Source organism: Amycolatopsis sp. cmx-4-61 (assembly GCF_046548775.1).
In the GTDB taxonomy this organism is placed as follows: Bacteria; Actinomycetota; Actinomycetes; order Mycobacteriales; family Pseudonocardiaceae; genus Amycolatopsis.
This window is the reverse complement of sequence record NZ_JAEBEI010000014.1, coordinates 39731-60712: the sequence shown is the minus strand read 5'-3', so window position 1 is coordinate 60712 and position 20982 is coordinate 39731. Positions and strand designations below refer to the sequence as shown.

The window sequence follows — 20982 nt, the reverse complement described above, 5'->3', positions numbered from 1 at the left end:
GGGCCCCGTTACGCGCGCGGGTTGTGCGCTTCGCAGCCTTCGGGCGGTCCGGCTGGGAGATTCTGCCGTGACCCCTGGGAGATTCTGCGGTGATCCTTCTGCCGGGGTAGACCGTGCATCCGCCGTAGAGCGGGTCCGACCTCCCCCGCCCCTCCGGTGGGATTTTCAGCCGCCGGTCGGGTTCGTCAAGGCGGGAAAGCGTGCCTTGACAAACCCGACCGCCGACTGAGGGCAGCTGGGATGAGGGGCGGGGGAGGTCTGGTGACGTCGTTTGTCGGCTTGCGTTGCCGGCCTGCGGTTCGCCGCGAGTCCCGCAAGGCCCGCGTCGGCCGTCGGGGGACTACTCGCCCTCGATGACGTCCGGCTCCACGCCCAGATACCCCGCCACCTGCTCCACCAGCACGTCGTGCACGAGCTCCGCCAGCTCTGACGGGTCCTTCGCCCGCGCCTCCAGCGGCCGCCGGTACAGCACGATCCTTGCCCGCGTCGGCAGGCCCGTGCGGTCCACCCCCGCCGGGACCAGGCGCGACAGCGGCACCGCGCCGTCGTGCAGGACCCCGTCGGCCGGGGAGTGGCCGTTCTCGCGGACCTCGGGCACGTCGTCGACCGCCACGTCGAGCTTCGTCAGCTCGTGGCGCCAGCGGGCCTCGATCGGCTCCAGTGCGTCCAGCACCAGCGCGTCGAAGCGTTCCGCGCGGCTCGCGGCGGCGGGCAGGGTCGCCGGGTACAGCGTCCCGCGCAGGCCCCGGCCGTGCCGGTCCCGCCGCGAGCGCCGCCGCTGTCGGTAGTCACGAGCCGTCGCCACGTCCCGAAGTCTATGCGGTCCGCGCGGTTCAGCGCGTGTCGCTCCTCCAGGCTTGCGGCGACGCGCTATCGTTTCGTTTCGTGCGGAGCGTACGGAAGTGTTCGCGTACTGGCTGTCTCGAGCCAGCTGTGGCCACGCTGACGTATGCGTACAGCGACTCCACCGCCGTCGTCGGCCCGCTGGCCACCGCCTCCGAGCCGCACTCCTATGACCTCTGCGAAGCCCACGCGCTCCGGCTGACCGTCCCCAAGGGCTGGGAAGTCGTCCGGCACGAAGGGGCCTTCGCCGCGCCGGACCCGTCGGCCGACGAACTGACCGCGCTGGCCGAGGCCGTGCGCGAGGCCGGCCGCTCCGACAAACCGGCTCCCGCACCCGAGCCGGAGGGCCCGTCCGGGCGCCGCGGCCACCTGCGGGTCCTCCCCGGTCGCGCCTGAACGCGTAACCCACTCACCTCGCCGGTAGGCTTTCCGCGCGGCGCAGCGGGCGCCGGGACGACTATTCGCGGGGAGACGGCGTGCCAGACCTTTCGGGCATCGTGAAGGCCTACGACATTCGCGGCGTGGTCGGCGAGCAGCTCGACGCGGACCTCGTCCGCAATTTCGGCGCCGCGTTCGCCCTGCTCATCAAGCCGGAAGCGCCCTCGGTGGTGATCGGCCACGACATGCGCGACTCTTCGCCGGGGCTCGCGGCCGCGTTCGCCGAGGGCGTCACCTCGCAGGGCCTCGACGTGGTGAGCATCGGGCTGGCCAGCACCGACCAGCTGTACTTCGCCTCCGGTTCGCTGAACCTGCCGGGCGCGATGTTCACCGCCAGCCACAACCCGGCCAAGTACAACGGCATCAAGATGTGCCGCGCGGGCGCGTCGCCGGTCGGCCAGGACACCGGGCTCGCCGAGATCCGCGACACCGTCGAGCAGGGCGTGCCGGAGTTCGAGGGCCAGCGCGGGACGATCACCGAGCGGGACGTCCTCGCCGACTACGCCGCCTACCTGCGCAACCTCGTCGACCTGTCGGGCAGCCGCCCGCTGAAGATCGTCGTCGACGCCGGCAACGGCATGGGCGGGCACACCGTCCCGACCGTCTTCGAGGGCCTGCCCATCGAGGTCGTGCCGATGTACTTCGAGCTCGACGGCACCTTCCCGAACCACGAGGCCAACCCGCTGGACCCGGCGAACATCGTCGACCTGCAGGCCAAGGTGCGCGAGGTCGGGGCGGACGCCGGGGTGGCCTTCGACGGCGACGCCGACCGCTGCTTCATCGTCGACGAACGCGGCGAGCCGGTTTCGCCGAGCGCGATCACCGCGCTGGTCGCCGTCCGCGAGCTGGCGAAGGACCCGGGCGGCACGGTCATCCACAACCTGATCACGTCCAAGGGCGTGCCGGAGATCGTCGCCGAGCACGGCGGCAAGCCGGTCCGCACCCGCGTCGGGCACTCGTTCATCAAGGCCGAGATGGCCCGCACCGGCGCGATCTTCGGCGGCGAGCACTCCGCGCACTACTACTTCCGCGACTTCTGGCGCGCCGACACCGGCATGCTGGCGGCGCTGCACGTCCTCGCCGCCCTCGGCGAGCAGAACGGCCCGCTCAGCGAGCTGACCAGCGCGTACTCGCGCTACGCCGCGTCCGGTGAGATCAACTCCACGGTCGACGACCAGGTCGCCAAGATGATGGCCGTGAAGGACGTTTTCGGCCCCCGCCCCGGGGTCGAGATCGACGAGCTGGACGGCCTGACCGTGCAGCTGCCGGGCGGCGCGTGGTTCAACCTGCGCCCGTCGAACACCGAACCGCTGCTCCGGCTCAACGTCGAAGCGGCGAACGCCGAGGCCGTGCAGGCGCTGGTGGACGACGTACTCGCGATCATCCGCAGCTGACCCGTCCACGGTGAAGGGCGGGCCGCGGGGCCGAACCGTGTCCTGAAGGTGCCCTTCATCACACCTTCTCGCGTGGTATGGAGGAACCATGGCCATCACACTCGACGCCCAGCTCCTCGAGATCCTGGCGTGCCCGTCGCCGGATCACGCCCCGTTGCGCCCCGGCGCGCCGGGCGACCCCGAGGCCGACGCGCTGACCTGCACGGAGTGCGGCCGGGTGTACCCGGTCCGCGACGGCATCCCGGTGCTGCTCCTGGACGAGGCGACCCAACCGGGTGACAACGGAAACTCCGATGCCGACAGTGCTTGACGACACGCTGCTCGACGACCCCGCGCGGCTGGCCGAGGCCGACAGCGCGGGGTTGCTCCGAGCCGCCGCGATGGCCGGCGCCCAGGTGCGGGCGACCGCCGAGCTGGCCGCGGAGCTGGAGCTGTCCGAGCGGCTCGACATGGGCCGCCCGCGCGCAGTCGTGCTGATCGACCGGCCGGGGGTCAGCCGCACGCTCACGCGGCTGCTGGCCGCCCTGCTGGCGCCGTCGTGCCCGGTCCCGGTCGTCGTCGCCGAAGTGGTGCCGAGCTGGATCGGCGCGCTCGACGTCGTCTTCGCGCACACCGACGACCCCGGTGACCGCGAACTCGCCGCGTCGCTGGAGCGCGCCGCGCGGTACGGCGCCTCGGTCGTGCTGTCCGCGCCGTCCGAAGGCCCGGTGGCGGCGGCCGTGGCGGGCAAGGGCCTGCTGCTGGCGCCGCGGATCCCGGTGCCGCCGGAGCTGGCGTTCCCGCGCGGCCTGGCCGCCGGGCTGCTCACCGCGAACGCGCTGGGCCTGCTGATCTCCGACGTCCAGCTGCTCGCCGACCAGCTGGACCTCGAAGCCGAGAAGGACTACCTGGCCCGGGAGTCGTTCGCGAACCCGGCCAAGGCGCTCGCCCTGCGGGTGGCCGACCGCGTGCCGCTCCTGTGGGGGCTGGACCCGGTCGCGGTCGCCGTCGGCGAACACGCTGCGCACGCGTTCGCCGCCCACGCGGCCACGGTGTGCGACGTCGAGGACTATCGTCAGGCCCTGGCGCGCCCCGCATTGCGGCGGGCGGCGCAATCAGGCGGCGGAGAGCGTGACATCTTCGCCGATCCGGACGATCCCTCTGGTGACATCCCCACCCGGGTGCTGCTGCTCTCGGTGCGGACCGGTCCGGCCACGGACGCGGCGCGCTACCAGGCCGAGGACCTGCTGCCGGGTGCGGACGTCATCGCGCCGGCCGAGGAGATCGAGGCCGACGAAATCGTGCGGGCCGCGGTGCTGGCGCTGCGGTTCGAACTGGCGGCGGTCTACCTCGGGCTGGCGGCGGGCAGCATCGGCGGCGCGGGCCGCTTCGCACCCGCGACGGCGTGAGACCCGCCGAGCCCCGGCCCCGGCCGGTGCCGAAGGAGTGGAGTTGAGGTGACAGTGGAGCTGCTGCGCAACGCGGTGCGGCCCTACGCCTGGGGATCGCGGACGGCGATCCCCGAGCTGCTGGGCCGTCCGGTACCCGCGCCGCACCCCGAGGCCGAGCTGTGGATGGGCGCCCACCCGGGTGACCCGTCGCACGTCATCGGCCCCGACGGGACCGAGCGGAGCCTGCTCGAACTGGTGGACGCCGACCCGCTCGGCCAGCTGGGCGAACGCTGCGCGAAGCGGTGGGGTGGACGGCTGCCGTTCCTGCTGAAGATCCTCGCCGCCGAGGAGCCGCTGTCGATGCAGGCGCACCCGTCGGCGGCGCAGGCCGCGGAGGGACATGCCCGCGAGGAGAAGCTGGGCATCCCGCGTGACGCGGCGAACCGCAACTACCCGGATCCGACGGCGAAGCCGGAGCTGGTGTGCGCGCTGACGGAGTTCCACGCGCTGGCCGGGTTCCGTGCCCCGGATCGCACGGTGAAGCTCCTGAAGGCGATCGAGACGCCCGGCCTGGCGAAGTACACGGGCCTGCTGGAGGCGCAGCCGGAGCCGGCCGGGCTGCGGGCGCTGTTCACGACGTGGATCACGCTGCCGCAGGCGTCGCTGGATTCGCTGCTGCCGGAGGTGCTCGACGCGTGCGTCCGGCACGTCCAGGAGCACGGCGAGTTCGCGGGGGAGTGCCGCACGATCCTCGAGCTCGGCGAGGCGCACCCGCGTGACGCGGGCGTGCTGGCGGCGCTGCTGCTGAACCGGTTGACGCTGCGCGCGGGCGAGGCGATCTACCTGCCGGCCGGCAACCTGCACCTGTACCTGCACGGCACGGCCGTGGAGATCCTGGCGAACTCGGACAACATCCTGCGGTGCGGCCTGACGCCGAAGCACGTGGACGTCCCGGAGCTGCTGCGGGTGGTCGACTTCGCGTGCGGCGAGATGCCGGTGCAGTGCGGCGACATCGGCGGCCGCATGGCGGTGTACCGGACGGACGCGCCGGAGTTCGAGCTCTCCCGCGTGGAGTGGGCGGCGGGTGAGGACGACGAGATTTCGGTCGACAGCGTCGGGCCCCAGATCCTGCTGTGCACGGCGGGCGACCTGCTGGTGACGGCGGACGACGGCGAGAAGGTGGAGCTGCGGAGGGGCCAGTCGGTGTGGCTGCCGGCGGCGGACCCACCGGTCCGGGTGCGCGCGCTCGGTGGCGAGCGGGCCCAGCTCTTCCGCGCGACGGCGGGTACCTGCGAGGACTGACCCCGCCCTTGGGGTGGGGCTTTCTGTCGGCTCCCGTCCCGGACCCGTGGATGTGGAGGGCCGGTTCGCGAACCTGGACGGTCGGTTTGCGGGGCTGGCTTGCGCGCGGCGAGGTCGGCCCGCTAATTGACGGTGCAGGTGCCCGACCAGCGGGGCACCACCTGACCTCTTGTGCACGCAAGCCGATCGTCCGGGACACGACCTGATCGTCCCGGTACGCCAGCCGACGGCCTGGGTAGGCGAGCCGACCCACTGGGAACGCCAGCCGATCACTTGAGTACGCCAGCCGGCCCTGCAGGTACGCGGGCCGACCGTCTGAAGGCGGGTCGGCCGCCCGGGTACGGGCGGCCGGGGTTTCTGTGTGCGTTCCGTGTGGCGGAGTCCGCCACGATCATCACCACGGGGGGACCTTGGTGCGCTGATGCGCGCCGCCGGGTCCGCTGGGGGTGGCGCCGGTCGGTTTTGCCCGGCGTCCGTGGGCTGCGGGTGGTGCCGCGAGGGGGCGGCACCACCACGGCACCCACACCCCGGCCGAGGCGAGACGGGGAGTGCGGCGAGGGGGCGGCACCACCCCGTCTCGCCCGGCAGGCGAGTTCGGTGCGCGAGGCACCTGAGTCGTCCCGGCGGGCGGCACCCGGCTGGCTGGTCGGTGCGGGGAGGCACTCAGCCGGCAGGCCGGAGGAGGGCCTTGGTCGGGTTGGTTGGTGCGGGGAGGCACTCAGCCGGCAGGCCGGAGGAGGCCTTGGCCGGGCTGGCCGGTGCGGGGAGGCACCTCAGCCCGGCCCGGTCGGCCCCCTCGCCGGGCTGGTCGGCAAGGTGCCCAACCAGCCAGACCGGTGCGCGGAGGTAGGTCGGTGGCGGGGTCGGAAGGCACCCGCTCAAGCCAGGCTGGTGCGCGAAGGGCAGGCGGGCCCGGCCGGGCCGGAAGGCGCCCGCCAAATCGGGTGCCTGAAGTCCCTCAGCCCGGCTCCGTGAGCGCCACCAACGCCCGGCGCAACGCGGCCGCGCTGGCGTCGCGTGGGTCCAGCCACTCCTCCGCCTCGGCCGCCGCCTCCACCTCCGCCGGATCTCCCGTCGCCAGGTACGCCCGGTGCAGCACCAGCCACGTCAGGCCCGTCGCCGCCCTTCCGCCCATCTCGCGGAACTCGTCGAGGCACGCCCGCAGCACCGGGATCGCCTGGGCCGCCCGGCCTTCGCCGATCCAGGACGCCGCCAGGGCTCGGGTGCACGACAACTCCCGCGGCCGCTCGTCCAGCTCGCGGGCCAGCTCGCGGGCCTCCTCGAACGCCGCCGTCGCTTCGGTGCGCGCGCCCGTTGCCGCCGAGATCGCGCCCGATGTACGCAATGACTTCGCCAGGGCCGAGCGCACTCCCGTGCCCCGGAGGAGCTCCACCGACTCCGCGATCGCCGCCGCCGCGCCCAGGTCGTCGCCCGTCAGCAACGATGACCACGCGTACCCGTGCAGTGCTTCGCCGATCATCCGGGCGTCGCCGCTCGAGCGGGCCGCCGCCAGTGCCTTGCGGTCGACCGCGCGGGCGTCGGCGATCCGGCCGAGCCGCAACAGCGCCGCCGACTCCGCCGCCCACACCCACCCCAGGCCGGCTGATCCGTCTTCGGTGAACAGTTCGCGGGCGTGGGCCGCCGTTCGGAGCGCCTCTTCCGCGCGGCCGAGGCCGATCAGGCAGTGCGCCAGGTTCGCCGAAACCCACGCGTGCGTGCGGCGGTCGCCGTGGGCTTCGAGCTCCTTGGCGCACGCGCGGTAGCGGACCGCCGCCTCCTCGTACTCGCCGCGCGCGTGCCGCAACAGCGTCAGCGTCGCCTCCGCCACCGTCGCCAGCGGCGGGTCCGCGGCCAGAACCGATTCGTAGGCCGCGCGCATGTCGGCGTACTGCCCGTGCAGGTACAGGTAGACGCCGAGCCGGTCGAGCAGCAGCAGCGCGTCCCGCGGGGCGAGCGTGCCGATCAGCAGCACGAGGTTCGCGCGCTCGGCCGCGAACCAGGCGTCCGGCCGCGCCAGCAGCCGCTCCACCAGCGCCCGCGGCAACGGCTGCGCGGGCGGCTCGTGGGCCGGGGACGGCATCGGCACCGTGCGCGGCAGCCGGGCCGCCGCCGCGTCGGCGAGCGCCAGCGTCGCCGCCAGCACCGTCCGGAGGCCCTCGCTGGGCACCGGGTCGTCCAGTTCCGCCGCGTACAGCCGGACGAGGTCGTGCATCCGGTACCGGCCTTCCCCGGTCCCGTCCGCGCCGCGGGCCTCCAGCAGGCTCGCCTCGACGAGCTCTTCGACGGCCTCGTCCGGGTCGTCGACCAGGGTGGTGACCGCCCACGCCGGCAGGTCGGCGAGGCGGCACCGGCCGAGCAACCGGAACGCGCGCTGCGCCGGCGGCCGCAGGCCTTCGTAGCTCAGCGCGATGCTGCTCCGGACGGCGAGGTCGCTGACGGTCAGCTCGTCGAGACGGCGGACCTCGTCCTCCAGGCGGTCGGCCAGCTCGCCGAGCCGCAGGTGCGGCCGGATGGCCAGCCTGCTGCCCGCGATCCGCAGGGCCAGCGGCAGCCGCGCGCACGCCGTGATGATCCGCTCGGCGTCCGCACCCTCCCGGGCCACCCGGGCCCCGGCGAGCCGGTTCAGCAGCTCGGCGGCGTCCGCGCCGGACAGCGGACCCAGGGCCAGCCGGTGCGCGCCGGCGAGCCCGCTCAGCCGGCGACGGCTCGTCACCAGCACCGCGCAGCCCGGCGTGCCCGGCAGCAGCGTGCGGACGTGCTCGGGGTCGACGGCGTCGTCGAGCACCACCAGCACCCGCCGGTCGGTGAGCCGTCCGCGGAACACCGCCGCCCGCGCCCGCACGTCGTCCGGCACCGCCGGGCCGGGAACGCCGAGCGCACGCAGCAGGTCGGCCAGCACCTCCCCGATTTCGCGGCCCGCCAGCGGCACGTACAGCTGACCGTCCGGAAACCGCGCGCGCAGCCGGTGCGCGGCGCGCACGGCGAGGGTGCTCTTGCCCGCCCCCGGTTCGCCGGCGAGCACCGCGACCGGGACGCCGGTGCCGGCGCCGAGCACGCCGGTCAGCTCCGCCAGTTCCGCGTCGCGGCCGGTGAAGTCGCCGATGTCCGGCGGCAGCTGGCAGACCGGCCACACCGACGGCGGCAGCCGCGGCACCGGGTCCTCACCGCGCAGCACGGCCGCGTGCACCCGCCGCGCCTCCGCCCCCGGCTCGACGCCGAGCTCCTCGATCAGCGTGGTCCGCAGCCGCCGGTAGACCTCCAGCGCGCTGCCCTGCTGCCCGGCCCGGTGCAGCGCGATCATCAGCTGCGCGGCCAGCCGTTCGCGCAGCGGGTGCTCGGTGATCATCGCCTGCAGCTCGCCGGTCAGCTCCCCGTGCCGCCCGGCGCTCAGCTCCGCGTCGACGCAGTCTTCGAACACGGCGAGCCGCTCGGACTCCAGCCGGGCGACGTCGGCGTCGAGCCGCGGCACGTGCAGCCCGGCCAGCACCGGCCCCCGCCACAGCGCCAGCGCCCGCCGGTAGTGCCCCGCCGCGGCCACCGGATCCGCCGCCTGCCGCCCTTCGGCGACGGCGGCGCGGAAGCCGAGCAGGTCGAGCTCCGCCGGTCCGGCCTGCAGCCGGTAGCCGAGCGGACCGTGCTCGACCCGCAGGCCGTCGATCCGTTCGCGCAGCCGCGAGAGGTAGGTGTGCAGGTTGGAGGTGGCCGACTTCGGCGGCCCGTCCGGCCAGAGCGCCTCCACCAGCACGTCGGCCGGGACGGGCCGCCCGGCGTTGAGCAGCAGCACGGCCAGCAGTGTGCGCTGCCGCTCGCCGCGCAACGCGACCCAGTGCCCGGGCGGCCCTTCGACGGCGAGCGGCCCGAGCACGCCGAAGTGAACCATGCCACCCTCCCCGTGCCGGAACGGTCACCGTAGCGAAGGGGTCCGACAAAACCCGGGCGGTGTGGGGCGGAGACCGAGGAGGTCCTCTAGGCTCCAAACCGGCAAATCGGGAACGTCAGCAGGGGAGCGGTCGTGTCAGCTGGAGGCGGAACCAAGGCGATCCTCGCGGCACTCGGGGCGAACGCGGGGATCGCGGCGGCGAAGTTCGTCGGCTTCCTCGTCACGGGGTCGTCGTCGATGCTGGCCGAATCGGTGCACTCGCTGGCCGACACGACGAACCAGGGGCTGCTCCTGCTCGGCCAGAAGACGTCGAAGCGGGCCGCGGACGAGGAGCACCCCTTCGGCTACGGCCGCGACCGGTACTTCTACTCCTTCATCGTCGCGCTGATGCTCTTCACCCTCGGTTCGGCGTTCGCGATCTACGAGGGCATCCACAAGATCGGCCACCCCGAGCCGCTGGAATCGCCGATCGTCGCCGTGGTCATCCTGCTCGTCGCGGTCTGCCTGGAGGGCTACAGCTTCTACACCGCCGTCGGCGAGTCCAAGAAGATCAAGGGCGACGTGACCTGGTGGGGGTTCATCCGCCAGGCGAAGGAGCCGGAACTGCCGGTGGTGCTGCTGGAGGACGCGGGCGCGCTGCTCGGCCTGGTCTTCGCGCTGCTGGGCGTCGGGCTGTCGGTGATCACCGGCGACCCGGTCTGGGACGGCGTCGGCACCTTGGCGATCGGCGCGCTGCTCGGTGTCATCGCCATCATCCTGATCGTCGAGATGAAGAGCCTGCTCATCGGCGAAGGGGCCAACGAAGGCGTCCTCGCGACGATCGTCGACGAGCTCGCGGCGGGCAAGGTCGAGCGAGTCATCCACATCCGCACCCAGTACCTGGGCCCGGACGAGCTGCTCGTCGCGGCGAAGCTGGCGCTGGTGCCCGGCCTCGACATCGCCGAGGTGGCGACGGCCATCGACGACGCCGAGGCCCGCGTCCGCGCCAAGGTGCCGGTGGCCCGGCTGATCTACCTCGAACCCGACCTCGACCGCAGCCCCGCGCGGTAGACCAAGATCCACTCCGCCGCTTCGGCGAGCCGCTCCGGACGTGACCCGATAGGGTGACCTACTGCGATACATGCAGGCCAGCCGCAGGAGGTCAACGGTGCCCGGTACGGGATTGTGGCGCACTAAATCGATCGAACAGTCCATTCAGGACACCGACGAGCCGGACACGAAGCTCAGACGGAACCTGAGCGCGTGGGACCTCACGGTGTTCGGGGTCGCGGTCGTCATCGGCGCGGGCATCTTCACGCTCACCGCGCGCACCGCCGGTGACTACGCCGGCCCGTCGGTCTCGCTGGCGTTCGTCTTCGCCGCGATCGCCTGCGCGCTGGCGGCGCTGTGCTACGCCGAGTTCGCCTCGACCGTGCCGGTCGCGGGCAGCGCGTACACGTTTTCCTACGCCACCTTCGGCGAGTTCATGGCGTGGATCATCGGCTGGGACCTGATCCTCGAGCTCGCCGTCGGCGCGGCGGCGGTGTCCAAGGGCTGGTCGGTGTACCTCGAGACGGTGCTCGGCTACCTCTTCGGCAAGGGCACCAAGACGACGTTCGACGTCGGGAGCGTGACCGTCGACTGGGGCGCGCTGCTGGTCGTGGCGATCCTGACGACGCTGCTGGCCGTCGGCACGAAGCTGTCGTCGCGGGTGTCGATGGTGATCACCGGTATCAAGGTCGCCGTCGTGCTGTTCGTGATCATCCTCGGGCTCTTCTACATCAAGGGCGCCAACTACTCGCCGTACATCCCGCCGGGTTCGACCGGCGGGGCCGGCCAGACGGGCGTCGACCAGTCGCTGTTCTCCCTGATCGCGGGCGGCGCGAGCAGCTCGTTCGGTGTCTTCGGCCTGCTGGCCGGTGCCTCGCTGGTGTTTTTCGCGTTCATCGGCTTCGACATCGTCGCGACCACCGCGGAGGAGACGAAGAACCCGCAGAAGGCCGTGCCCCGCGGGATCATGGGCTCGCTGGCGATCGTCACCGTGCTGTACGTCGCGGTGTCGCTCGTGGTCGTCGGCATGACGTCGTACAAGGACCTGGCCACCAAGGCGGGCGACGGCAGCCACAAGACCCTCGCCACGGCGTTCTCCGCGAACGGCGTCGACTGGGCGGCCAACATCATCTCCTTCGGCGCGCTGGCCGGCCTGACCACCGTCGTCATGGTCCTCATGCTGGGTCAGGTCCGGATCATCTTCGCCATGTCCCGCGACGGCCTGATGCCGCGTGGCCTGGCGAAGACCGGCGAACAAGGCACGCCGAAGCGCGCGACGCTCATCGTCGGCGGGCTGGTCGCGGTCGCGGCCGGGTTCTTCCCGGCGGACAAGCTCGAGGAAATGGTGAACGTCGGCACGCTGTTCGCGTTCGTGCTCGTCTCGGCCGGGGTGCTGATCCTGCGCCGGACGCGGCCGGACCTGCCCCGGGCGTTCAAGGTGCCGCTGGTGCCGCTGATCCCGATCCTGGCCATCCTCGCCTGCCTGTGGCTGATGCTGAACCTGACCGTGCTGACCTGGCTGCGGTTCCTCGTCTGGATGGTGGTCGGCGTGGTGCTGTACTTCGCCTACAGCCGCCGGCATTCGCTGCTCGGCAAGCGGCAGGCCGAAGGGATCGAGCAACCCGTGAAGTCGCCCGACGCCTGACTTGCGCCTAAAAAGCCCCGCCTCCTGGACGCCCAGGTCGGCGGGGCTTTTTGCGTTTGGTTGCTTTGTCCGAGGTCACGGCTTGATCAAGAGGATCTTGCGATTCGTTCGCAAAGGGGGACCCCCGGTAAGCGGCGGAGTGACGTGCGATACCTTTCGAGCCTCCGTGTGCCACTGACGGGTGAATTACAGCCGCGTGATTCCCACGTGCAGTGGCGTCGCGATCCCCCGAATTTGCCGTTCCTCCCCCGTTCGGTACAGGAGACACTCAATGCGCAGACGTACCTTCCGTGGTGCGGTGGCCGTCATGGCCCTCACCACCGCTGCCCTCATGGGAACCGCCGGTGCCGCGTTCGCGTGCGTGCCCGGTGACGACCGCGCGACGGGCACGGTGGGCAACGCCACCAAGTGCTCGGACATCGGTCTCGGCAAGGCCGTCGACGTGAGCGACCAGCTCACGGTCACCGGCGGCACGTCGAAGGACCAGTACCTGACGGTCACCGGCGTGGCCAAGGGCGTCACGGTCGCCGCCATCGTCGTCAAGGGCGGCAACGAGTTCAACACCTACGTGCCGGGCAAGAAGGGCCTCTCGGCCACCCCGCCGTGGGAGAAGCTGCACGCCCCGATGGTCGGCCGGGACTACAAGAACGTCCCGCAGATCAGCCACTGGTTCGCCTGCGGCGTCAAGAAGGACACCCCGCCGGAGACCACCACGACGGCGCCGACCAAGTCGTCGACGCCGACCACCACGGCCACGAAGCCGTCCGCTCCGGCGACCTCCGACACCTCGGTCGCGCCGACCAGCTTCACCACCGCTCCGGCCGCCGTCCCGGCGGGCAACGAGTCGGGCACCGGTGGCGGCCTGGCCAACACCGGCTTCGACAACAGCTGGCTGATCTGGGTCGGCGCGCTCCTGCTCGCCGCCGGTGGCGGCCTGCTCGCGCTGCTGAAGTTCCGCCGCAAGGCTTCCGAGTGAAGCTGAGCTAGTCCCCGGTCGAAGGCCCCTCGCTCCGCGCGCGAGGGGCCTTCACCGTTTCGGGGGGAAGTCCCCGAACAGCGAGCCCTGCTCGCCCCAGGACGGCTTGCCGAGGCCGGCGGCCATCGCGACGGCGTGGTCCCATTCGGCGTCGACCACGTAGTCCTGGTGCTTGAGCACCCCCGGCGCCCAGCGATGCCGCCCGGTCGGGCCGCGCAGCGGATCCGGCAGCCAGTGGTCGCCGCCGAGGATGAGGACGCCGTTGGCGTCGGCCGCCGCCGACACCGGACCGCAGCCACCCTCCGGCAGGAACCCGACGCCGTGCAGCCGCCGGTCGGCGACCGAGTGCCGCCAGGTCGTCACGCCGCCGCCGAAGATGTCGGTGCCGCGGCACAGGGCCCGCCAGCGGCCGTCGAGGTCGGCGAAGAGCCGTTCCAGCGCCTCCTGTGGCAGCAGCGCCGGGAAGGCCCGCTGGTAGCCCCACTGCAACGGGGAACCGGCGGTCAGCACGCCGACGCGCTCGAGCTCCGCTTCCGGCAGCTCGGCCGCCAGGCGGGCGGCGGCCATGATTGTCAGCAGGCTGCCGAGGTTGTAGCCGGACAGCACCACCCGCGTCCCGGGCTCGGCGAGGTGTTCGCGCGCCCGCGCGGCCAGCTCCGGGACGACCTTCAGCGCGTAGCACGGCGGGACCGTCGGGTGCGCCGCCCGCGGCCAGAAGCACACGAGGTCGGCCAGCGCCCCGAGGTGGCGGCTGCGCTGTGGCGTCCGCGCGGCCGTGTAGACGACCCGCAGCAGGCCCGCGGCCAGCCCGCCGAGTGCGACCACGCCGATCGCGGACAGCGGCCCGAACCAGCCGGGGACCAGCCCGAACCCGAAGCGCAGCACCAGCAGGGCCGCGCCGCCCGCGGACATGGCGCTCGCGACCGCCAGTGCCAGGTGGTGCAGGTGCCGCCGTTCCCACGCCGACCGGGCCCAGGCCGCCGCGGCCTGGGCCTCCTGGCGTTCGTCGTGCTCCATCAGCTCGACGATCGCGGGGATGCCCCGCCGCAGCCGCCGCAGCGGGACGGCGACCGCGAAACCCAGGACGCCGAGCACCGCGGCCAGCGCCAGCCCGGCGCCCCACAGGACGGTGACCAGCACGTACGTGTCCGGCACGTGCAGGAACTCCGCGCCGGAAAGGCGACGGAGGGCTTCGGCGAGGCCGGCCCCGAACCCGCCGCCGAGCAGGCCGGCCAGCGCGAGCACCGGCGCGGCCGCCCAACCGCCCAGCCACGGCCGCAGCCGCCGCGGCTTGTGCTGCCAGCCGGGCCGGGCCAGCAGCGCGGCCGGGGCGAGGAACAGCGCGAACAGCACCGTGACGACGACCAGGGCCGCGCCGAGACCTTCGACGACACCGTTGGTGCCCGGCAGCGGACCCGTGCCTGGCCGGAGCCGCACCGCGGCCGCGACGACCAGCAAGGTCGCGAAGGCGAGCACGCCGGGCCGGGCGAACCGGCCGGTGTCGACGCCGATCGCCGCGGCGACGACGGTGGCGAGCACCACGGCCAGGGTGCCGATCCAGACGACCAGTCCGAAGGTGTCGCCGGGCACGCGGAACGGCCCGCCGAGCAGCAGCAGCGCGACCGAGGCCAGCGCCGCGACGGTGTGCAGGCAGCGCAACGCCGGGGTCTCCGGGTCGGCACGCATCCGCAGCGGGCCGCCGGTGAGGTCGCCGTCGGCGTGCACCGCCCAGGTCGCGCTCGAGATCCGGTGCAGGACGAAGATCACGGCCAGCAGCGGCAGCACGCCGACGGCGATCCTCGCGGCCGTCGTGCGGACCGCGTCGGGGACCGCGGGCAGGCAGCCCGAGCCGGGCGCCAGGCACTGCGTGGCGAACATGTCCAGCGCGATCGCCGCGAGCTGGCCCATCAGCAGCATCGTCAGGAGCAGGGCGCCGACGCGCAGCAGCCCGCGGCAGACGGCGCCGAGCACGCGGGCGAGGCGGCAGTCCGGCGGGACCGGCGGCAGCATCCAGAAACAGACGTTGGCCAGGGAGAACGGGAACAGCAGCGCCCAGGTGGCCTTGGCGGCGCCGCCCGAGGTCATGCCGTGCCAGAGGTAGCCCTCGAGGGTCCGCGGGATCGACCGGCCCAGTGCGGGCAGCACCGGGCCGGGGGCCGGGCGGCGCAGCCGGTCCGCCGGGCGGACCACCCGGCCCAGGCCGTCGCCGGCGACGTCGACGGTCGAAACCGCGTCGAGCAGCGTTTCCCCGCTGGTGCCCACGAGCCCGGCGACACGGATTTCCACGACGCGGGTGTCCGGGCCGGGCATGGGCACGGTAAGGGGCTCCTAACAGTTCTAGGGACAGTCGAGCGGACAACGGTAGTGTTCGGGTGTCATCGAGTCTTGGAGGAATCGCCACTATGACCCCCGAAAGCGTTGCCAAGCGGCACGAGACCCGCAACGGCATCGAGTTCGCCGTCGCCGACCTCGAGGCCGCCGAGTTCGGCCGCAAGGAAATCCGCCTCGCCGAGCACGAGATGCCGGGACTGATGGCGCTGCGGCGCGAATACGCGGAGGTCTACCCGCTGCGCGGGGCGCGCGTTTCGGGCTCGCTGCACATGACGGTGCAGACGGCGGTGCTGATCGAGACGCTGGTCGCGCTGGGTGCCGAGGTGCGCTGGGCGTCGTGCAACATCTTCTCGACGCAGGACCACGCGGCCGCCGCGGTCGTCGTCGGCCCGCACGGCACCACCGAGGAACCCAAGGGTGTCCCGGTCTTCGCGTGGAAGGGCGAGTCGCTCGAGGAGTACTGGTGGTGCACCGAGCGGATGCTCACCTGGGAGGGCGAAGGCCCGAACATGATCCTCGACGACGGCGGTGACGCCACCATGCTGGTGCACAAGGGCACCGAGTTCGAGAAGGCGGGCGCCGTGCCGTCGCCGGACGACAACGACTCGGACGAGTGGAAGGTGTTCCTCGAGCTGCTCCGCACGTCGGTGGCGGCCGACACCGGCAAGTGGACGAAGATCGGCGAGGGCATCCGCGGCGTGACCGAGGAGACCACGACCGGCGTCCTGCGGCTGTACCAGCTGGCGGCGGCGGGCGAGCTGCTGTTCCCGGCGATCAACGTCAACGACGCGGTGACGAAGTCGAAGTTCGACAACCGCTACGGCATCCGCCACTCCCTGATCGACGGCATCAACCGCGGCACCGACGTGCTGATCGGCGGCAAGGTCGCGGTCGTGTGCGGCTACGGCGACGTCGGCAAGGGCGCGGCGGAGTCGCTGCGCGGCCAGGGCGCGCGCGTGATCGTGACCGAGATCGACCCGATCTGCGCCCTGCAGGCGGCGATGGACGGCTACCAGGTCCGCACGCTGGACAACGCGCTGCCCGAGGCCGACATCGTCATCACCACGACGGGCAACAAGGACGTCGTGCTGGTCGAGCACATGGCGAAGATGAAGCACCAGGCCATCCTGGGCAACATCGGCCACTTCGACAACGAGCTCGACATGGCGGGCCTGGCGCGCTACCCGGGCATCCGCAAGATCAACATCAAGCCGCAGGTCGACGAGTGGGTGTTCCCGAACGGCAACACGATCATCGTGCTGTCCGAGGGCCGGCTGCTCAACCTCGGCAACGCGACCGGGCACCCGTCCTTCGTGATGTCGAACAGCTTCTCGAACCAGGTGATCGCGCAGATCGAGCTGTTCACCAAGTACGAGGAGTACGACAAGGAGGTCTTCCGGCTGCCCAAGAAGCTGGACGAGAAGGTCGCGAAGATCCACCTCGAAGCCCTCGGCGGCGAGCTGACGAAGCTGACCAAGGAGCAGGCCGAGTACATCGACGTGGACGTCGAAGGGCCGTACAAGGCGGAGCACTACCGGTACTGAGGTTTCTGCGTTTTCGCAGGTGAGGGCCGCCCCGAACGTGTTCGGGGCGGCCCTTTGTCCTGGGCCGTGAACAGTGATAGCACGAATGGGTGACGTGTTATCATCGTGTCGTGAAGCAGTTGATCACGCGGATCGACGACGAGCTGCACGCCCGGCTGAAGGCGCTGGCCGAGGCGCAAGGGCGCAGCATGAACGACCTGGTCACGGAAGCGTTGAGGGGAATTGTGGCGAAGACGGAAACCGCGGTGGAACGGAGAAGCCGCCTGGTGGCGGAAGGCAAGCTGATCACCTTCGAGCCGGAGGGTGAAGCACCGGGCCACGACGCGTTGGAAGAACGCTCGCGTGGCTGGGGCACGGCTGTCAGTGAGGCACTCGACTGGACCCGGGGTGAATGGTGACCGTTCTCTACGCGGACACGAGTGCGGTGGTCGGCGCCTACCTCAGCGACGAGGCCGACCACGCCGAGTTGCGGAAGCTCCTGATCGACGGCGGGCACCTCGTGCTCACCAGCGAGCTGACCCGGCTGGAATGCGCGAGCGCGTTCACCGCGGCCAAGCGAACCGGGCGGATTCCCGATGCCCGCGAGTTCCTGGCCCAGTTCGACGTGGACTCGCGGACGATTCTGGGAGTGATCCCGCTGGCGCCGCACCGCATCTTCCCGGCGGCCCGGCGGCTGGTCACCGAGAATTACCCCGTGCGCACCCTGGACGCGATCCACATCGCGGTCGCGATGCACTCCACCGCCGAACTCACGGGCGGCGAGCCGGTCACCTTCGTCACCCGCGACGAGCGACAGGCCGACGCGGCCAAGGCCAACGGATTCGAGGTGCTCTGACGACGGCGTAGAATCCCGCTGTTCTTGGCTTCACGAACCTCACGGCCCGGTGGGTAGTCCGGGCGGTCCGCTCCGGGCTCGTTGTCCCGTCCAGGGAAACCGGTGACGCCAGGCTGATCCGTCACGCCTGGAGGTTCCCGATGAGCGGGGTGTTCACGCTGTACCACGACGGCCGGTTCTGGGTCGGCGTCTACGAGATCCACGAAGACGGCCTGGTCCGGGCCGCGCGGCACGTCTTCGGCAGCGAGCCCAACAATGCGGAGCTGGCCGCCTTCGCCGCCGGCCGCGACTTCGTGCGGCTGGCCGACGAGGCCCGGAAGGCCCCGCCGGTCCCGCTCGAGCAGCGCCCGACGGCCCGGCTCAACGCCAGGCGTCTCGCGAAGCTGGCCAAGAAAGCCCAGGACGACGACGGCATCGGCACGGCCGCCCAGCGCGCCCTGCGCGACGCGGTCACCCAGCACGCGGCGGAGAACAAAGCCGCCCGCAAGCGCCGGGCCGCCGCCGAGGCCGCCCGCCGCCGCACCCTGGCGAAGGCCAAGTCCCGAGCCAAGCACCGCGGCCACTGAGGGCCGTGTCGACCCCCCAATCACGGGTGTCGACTCCCCAATCACGGGTGTCGACTCCCCAATCACGGGTGTCGACCCCTCAATCACGCGTGTCGACCCTTCGGTGCGCGAGTTCGCCGGATCAACCGGTCGACACGCGTGATTCCCGGGTCGACACGTGTGACTGGAGGGTCGACACGGGTGATTGAGGGGTCGGCACGCGTGATTCCAGGGTCGACACGTGTGACTGGATGGTCGACACGCCTCAGTTCCACTCCACCGCGACCCCGGCCAGACCCGGCCCGGCGTCGCTGAAGAACGCGCTGCTCACGCCGCCCATGTCGCACGCCAGTTCCTCCGCCACCACCGGCAGGGCGTCGTCCCGCGCCCGGACCTGGCGGGTGCACCGGGCCGGCAGTGCGTTGCGGTCGAACCGCAGCTGGACCAGGTAGCTCGCGCACCGGTCGCGCAGCATCCGGTAGTACCCGGGGGACGCCGACCCCGAGTCGTCGCGGACCTCGAAGCAGAACACGTGGATGTCGCCCTCGGCGAGCTTGCGGTCGAACAGCAGCTCCGTCGCCATCGTGTCCGCGTCCGGGTTGCGGCGCATGCGCCCGACCCGGCAGCCCTCGTCGGTGATCAGCTCGACGTCGTCGATGCGGCAGCCCGGGTCGCCGTTGTACACCGTCAGGTACCGGTCCGGGCCGTGCCGCCGCGCCCGCGTGACCAGCCGCGTGCGCAGGCTGACCTGGCGGTGCTCCGCGTCGAACGTGATCGTGTCGTGGACCGACAGCAGCTCGAGGTCGGCGTTGTAGTGGTTCGACGACGGGTACGCGCCCAGCTCGGCCAGGAGGTCCTCCACGATCGACCCCATGTCACCGGAACGCAGGTCGTGGAACGACGCCGCCGGCTGGTGGCCGCGGCGGGCCAGGCGGGGCCCGATCAGCACCACCAGGGCGTCCGCGGGCAGCTGGAGGACCGATTCCAGGGCCCGGACCGCCGGGAGCGCCTTCGGGACCTCGGGCTGACGCAGCCCGCGTTGCCAGTAACTCAGCGTCGACTGTCCGATTTGGACGCCGCGCAGCGCGAGGTGGGCGCGCAGCCGGGCGAGCGACAGCCCGCGGTAGGCGATCGCCAGCCGCAGGGCGTGGTGGAACTCGCCGGTGCGGAGCGCCTCGGTCAGCTCTTTCGGCAGCTCGGCGACCGATGCCCGGGTCGTGCGGGCGCCATCGATGATCAGTGGGAGGTTCCCGTCTTGTGCCACCGCTCGTCCCTTCACCCGACCAGTGTGTGCGCTGGGCGTGAACACCGCGGAACGTTCACGTTAGCAGCGTAGAGTGCCCCCGCCGACCCCCGTTCAGGGTGGTTGGCCTCGTTGTGGTGACTGTTCCGCGTTCCGGCTGCGACCCGGAACGGTCCGTTCCGCCGGATGGCGTTCTTGCTCCTTGTGACCGCGTTGTTCACCGTTGTGACCACCGCTGGTTCGCCCACGTTCGAGCAGGAGGCCGTCCGTGCTGGTGAAGTCGAGCCGGGTCCACGCCGTACTGGCCGTGAGCCTGCTGTTGTGCCTGGTCGCCCCGGCCACCGCCGGAGCCGCGCCCGGAGTGCCGCCGACCTACCGGAACCAGATCTTCCTGCAGCTCCAGCAGAAGAACCAGTGGTGCTGGGCCGGTGCGGGCAACACCATCGCCGCCTACCACGGCGCGGTCGTCAGCCAGACGCGGTTCTGCCAGCTGGCGCACGGCGACACCGGCGCCGACTGCGCCAACCTCCCCGGCACCCTCGCCGACCCGCAGCGCGCCTTCGCCCGGCTGGGCTTCACCTCGCCCGGCCGCTACCTCGACCGGCCCATCTCCTACGCCGACGTCCGGACGCAGACGGCGGCGGACCGCCCGGTCGAGACCCGGGTCGGCTGGCGCTCCGGCGGCGGCCACGTGCACGTCCTCTACGGCTACGACACCCGCGGCGGCTGGGTGTTCTGGGGCGATCCCGGCCCGGCCAAGCGCTACAACTGGTCGACCTACGGGTACTACACGCAGAACTCGTCGTTCACCTGGACGCACACGCTCACCGGGATCGCCCGATGAGTCGGCGGGTACTGGTGCTCGCCGTGCTGACCGGCGCGGCGCTGCTGATGACGGCTCCGGTGTCAGGCGCGGCCCAGGCCGCCGGCATCAGCAGCGCCGATGCCTCGGCGGCGCACCGCGCGGCCGCGGCGTTCCAGGACGTCCTCGTCGGCTTCTTCGCCCAGGCGCCGGGCGCCCAGGGGCCGGTTTCGGTGCGGATCGCCTCCGACGCCTACCCGGTGTACGAGCTTTCGCCGGACTTCGTCGCGGGGAAGCCCGGCGCGACGCCGGGGGAGTTCGCTTACTTCGCGATCCCGGCGCGTGCTTCCGACGGCCGGACCGCGACGCTCTGGTCCGTCCGCGGCGCGGACGGCGCCTGGCAGGTCGGCAACATCGCCTCGGGTGACGTCGAAGGGCAGTACGCCCGGAAGCTGCCCGCGGGCGCCCAGCTGCTGCACGAACCGCAGGTCGACGCCTGGTACGCGGTCCGCGACGGCCGCGTCACACCGCTCTCGGAAGGCCACGCCCTCACCGTCGCCGGCTACCAGCAGACCGTCGAGGCGCGCTACGCCGACAAGCTCCCCGGCTCGGCCTACGCCCGCGACGGCGAGGCCGGCGGCTACGACGCCACCTCGCAGGTGATGCCCCGCGGCGACGGCGGCCCGGCGCCGTCCGGCCACGACACCGGCTGGGTGCCGCTGCTGATCCTCGTCGGCGTGCTCGCGGTCAGCGGCGCCGGTTACGTGCTCCACCTGCGGCGGCACGCCGCCTAGACGAACCGGCG

Annotated in this window: 18 protein-coding genes; 14 read left to right on the top strand and 4 right to left on the bottom strand. The window is 72.2% G+C overall.

The genetic code is table 11. The features are described from left to right. Window positions 1-340 precede the first annotated feature (340 nt). A complete protein-coding gene (locus ACLJOU_RS31915) occupies window positions 341-805 on the bottom strand; it encodes a metallopeptidase family protein (RefSeq protein ID WP_004559274.1) in 465 nt (154 codons plus the stop codon). Window positions 806-885: 80 nt separating this feature from the next. Between ACLJOU_RS31915 and ACLJOU_RS31910 the strand changes: the two genes are divergently transcribed. The 5 genes from ACLJOU_RS31910 to manA all read left to right on the top strand — a co-directional run bounded on the left by ACLJOU_RS31910 (window position 886) and on the right by manA (window position 5347). Beyond that, complete coding sequence (locus tag ACLJOU_RS31910) at window positions 886-1239, top strand: DUF3499 domain-containing protein (RefSeq protein WP_033261311.1); 354 nt, start codon at window positions 886-888, stop codon at window positions 1237-1239. A gap of 80 nt (window positions 1240-1319) precedes the next feature. Further along, entirely contained in the window at window positions 1320-2675 is a 1356-nt protein-coding gene (locus ACLJOU_RS31905; RefSeq protein ID WP_410572595.1) for a phosphomannomutase/phosphoglucomutase, read from the top strand. An 88-nt stretch (window positions 2676-2763) separates the two neighbouring features. Then, complete coding sequence (locus ACLJOU_RS31900; protein WP_410572593.1) at window positions 2764-2985, top strand: Trm112 family protein; 222 nt, start codon at window positions 2764-2766, stop codon at window positions 2983-2985. Further along, window positions 2969-4063: a hypothetical protein gene (locus ACLJOU_RS31895; protein ID WP_410572591.1), complete on the top strand. Its 1095-nt coding sequence runs from the start codon at window positions 2969-2971 to the stop codon at window positions 4061-4063. The genes ACLJOU_RS31900 and ACLJOU_RS31895 overlap by 17 nt, the downstream gene beginning before the upstream one ends. Window positions 4064-4117: 54 nt before the next feature. Then, complete coding sequence (gene manA / locus ACLJOU_RS31890; RefSeq protein WP_410572949.1) at window positions 4118-5347, top strand: mannose-6-phosphate isomerase, class I; 1230 nt, start codon at window positions 4118-4120, stop codon at window positions 5345-5347. 958 nt (window positions 5348-6305) lie between these two features. Here manA and ACLJOU_RS31885 read toward each other — a convergent pair. Continuing rightward, on the bottom strand, window positions 6306-9227 hold the full coding sequence (locus tag ACLJOU_RS31885) for a BTAD domain-containing putative transcriptional regulator (RefSeq protein WP_410572589.1): 2922 nt from the start codon (window positions 9225-9227) through the stop codon (window positions 6306-6308). 132 nt (window positions 9228-9359) lie between these two features. Here ACLJOU_RS31885 and ACLJOU_RS31880 point away from each other — a divergent pair, with 132 nt between their 5' ends. The 3 genes from ACLJOU_RS31880 to ACLJOU_RS31870 all read left to right on the top strand — a co-directional run bounded on the left by ACLJOU_RS31880 (window position 9360) and on the right by ACLJOU_RS31870 (window position 12877). Beyond that, window positions 9360-10277 carry a cation diffusion facilitator family transporter gene (locus tag ACLJOU_RS31880; protein ID WP_410572587.1) on the top strand — a complete coding sequence of 306 codons (918 nt, stop codon included), beginning with the start codon at window positions 9360-9362 and terminating at the stop codon, window positions 10275-10277. A 97-nt stretch (window positions 10278-10374) separates the two neighbouring features. Beyond that, window positions 10375-11901: an amino acid permease gene (locus ACLJOU_RS31875; RefSeq protein WP_410572585.1), complete on the top strand. Its 1527-nt coding sequence runs from the start codon at window positions 10375-10377 to the stop codon at window positions 11899-11901. 271 nt (window positions 11902-12172) lie between these two features. Then, window positions 12173-12877: an LPXTG cell wall anchor domain-containing protein gene (locus ACLJOU_RS31870; protein ID WP_410572583.1), complete on the top strand. Its 705-nt coding sequence runs from the start codon at window positions 12173-12175 to the stop codon at window positions 12875-12877. Between the two features lie 51 nt (window positions 12878-12928). Here the strand turns inward: ACLJOU_RS31870 and ACLJOU_RS31865 are convergent, their stop codons facing one another. Further along, complete coding sequence (locus ACLJOU_RS31865; protein WP_410572947.1) at window positions 12929-15187, bottom strand: hypothetical protein; 2259 nt, start codon at window positions 15185-15187, stop codon at window positions 12929-12931. A gap of 92 nt (window positions 15188-15279) precedes the next feature. Between ACLJOU_RS31865 and ahcY the strand changes: the two genes are divergently transcribed. The 4 genes from ahcY (at window position 15280) to ACLJOU_RS31845 (ending at window position 18153) form a co-directional block, all read left to right on the top strand. After that, window positions 15280-16752: an adenosylhomocysteinase gene (gene ahcY, locus ACLJOU_RS31860; protein ID WP_410572581.1), complete on the top strand. Its 1473-nt coding sequence runs from the start codon at window positions 15280-15282 to the stop codon at window positions 16750-16752. Window positions 16753-16862: 110 nt separating this feature from the next. Next, window positions 16863-17150: a toxin-antitoxin system HicB family antitoxin gene (locus ACLJOU_RS31855; protein WP_410572579.1), complete on the top strand. Its 288-nt coding sequence runs from the start codon at window positions 16863-16865 to the stop codon at window positions 17148-17150. Next, window positions 17144-17587 (top strand): type II toxin-antitoxin system VapC family toxin, encoded by a 444-nt coding sequence (locus ACLJOU_RS31850; protein ID WP_410572577.1) that lies wholly within the window; start codon window positions 17144-17146, stop codon window positions 17585-17587. The genes ACLJOU_RS31855 and ACLJOU_RS31850 overlap by 7 nt, the downstream gene beginning before the upstream one ends. Window positions 17588-17727: 140 nt before the next feature. Further along, on the top strand, window positions 17728-18153 hold the full coding sequence (locus ACLJOU_RS31845) for a YjdF family protein (RefSeq protein WP_410572575.1): 426 nt from the start codon (window positions 17728-17730) through the stop codon (window positions 18151-18153). Window positions 18154-18397: 244 nt separating this feature from the next. Here ACLJOU_RS31845 and ACLJOU_RS31840 read toward each other — a convergent pair whose 3' ends face one another. Further along, on the bottom strand, window positions 18398-19396 hold the full coding sequence (locus ACLJOU_RS31840) for a hypothetical protein (RefSeq protein ID WP_364275474.1): 999 nt from the start codon (window positions 19394-19396) through the stop codon (window positions 18398-18400). Window positions 19397-19643: 247 nt separating this feature from the next. Here ACLJOU_RS31840 and ACLJOU_RS31835 point away from each other — a divergent pair, with 247 nt between their 5' ends. Both ACLJOU_RS31835 and ACLJOU_RS31830 read left to right on the top strand, forming a co-directional pair. Then, window positions 19644-20219, top strand: coding sequence for a papain-like cysteine protease family protein (locus ACLJOU_RS31835; protein WP_410572573.1), 576 nt, complete (start codon window positions 19644-19646; stop codon window positions 20217-20219). Beyond that, window positions 20216-20971, top strand: a complete 756-nt coding sequence (locus ACLJOU_RS31830) for a hypothetical protein (protein WP_410572571.1) — start codon at window positions 20216-20218, stop codon at window positions 20969-20971. Before ACLJOU_RS31835 ends, ACLJOU_RS31830 begins: the two co-directional genes overlap by 4 nt. Window positions 20972-20982 lie beyond the last annotated feature (11 nt).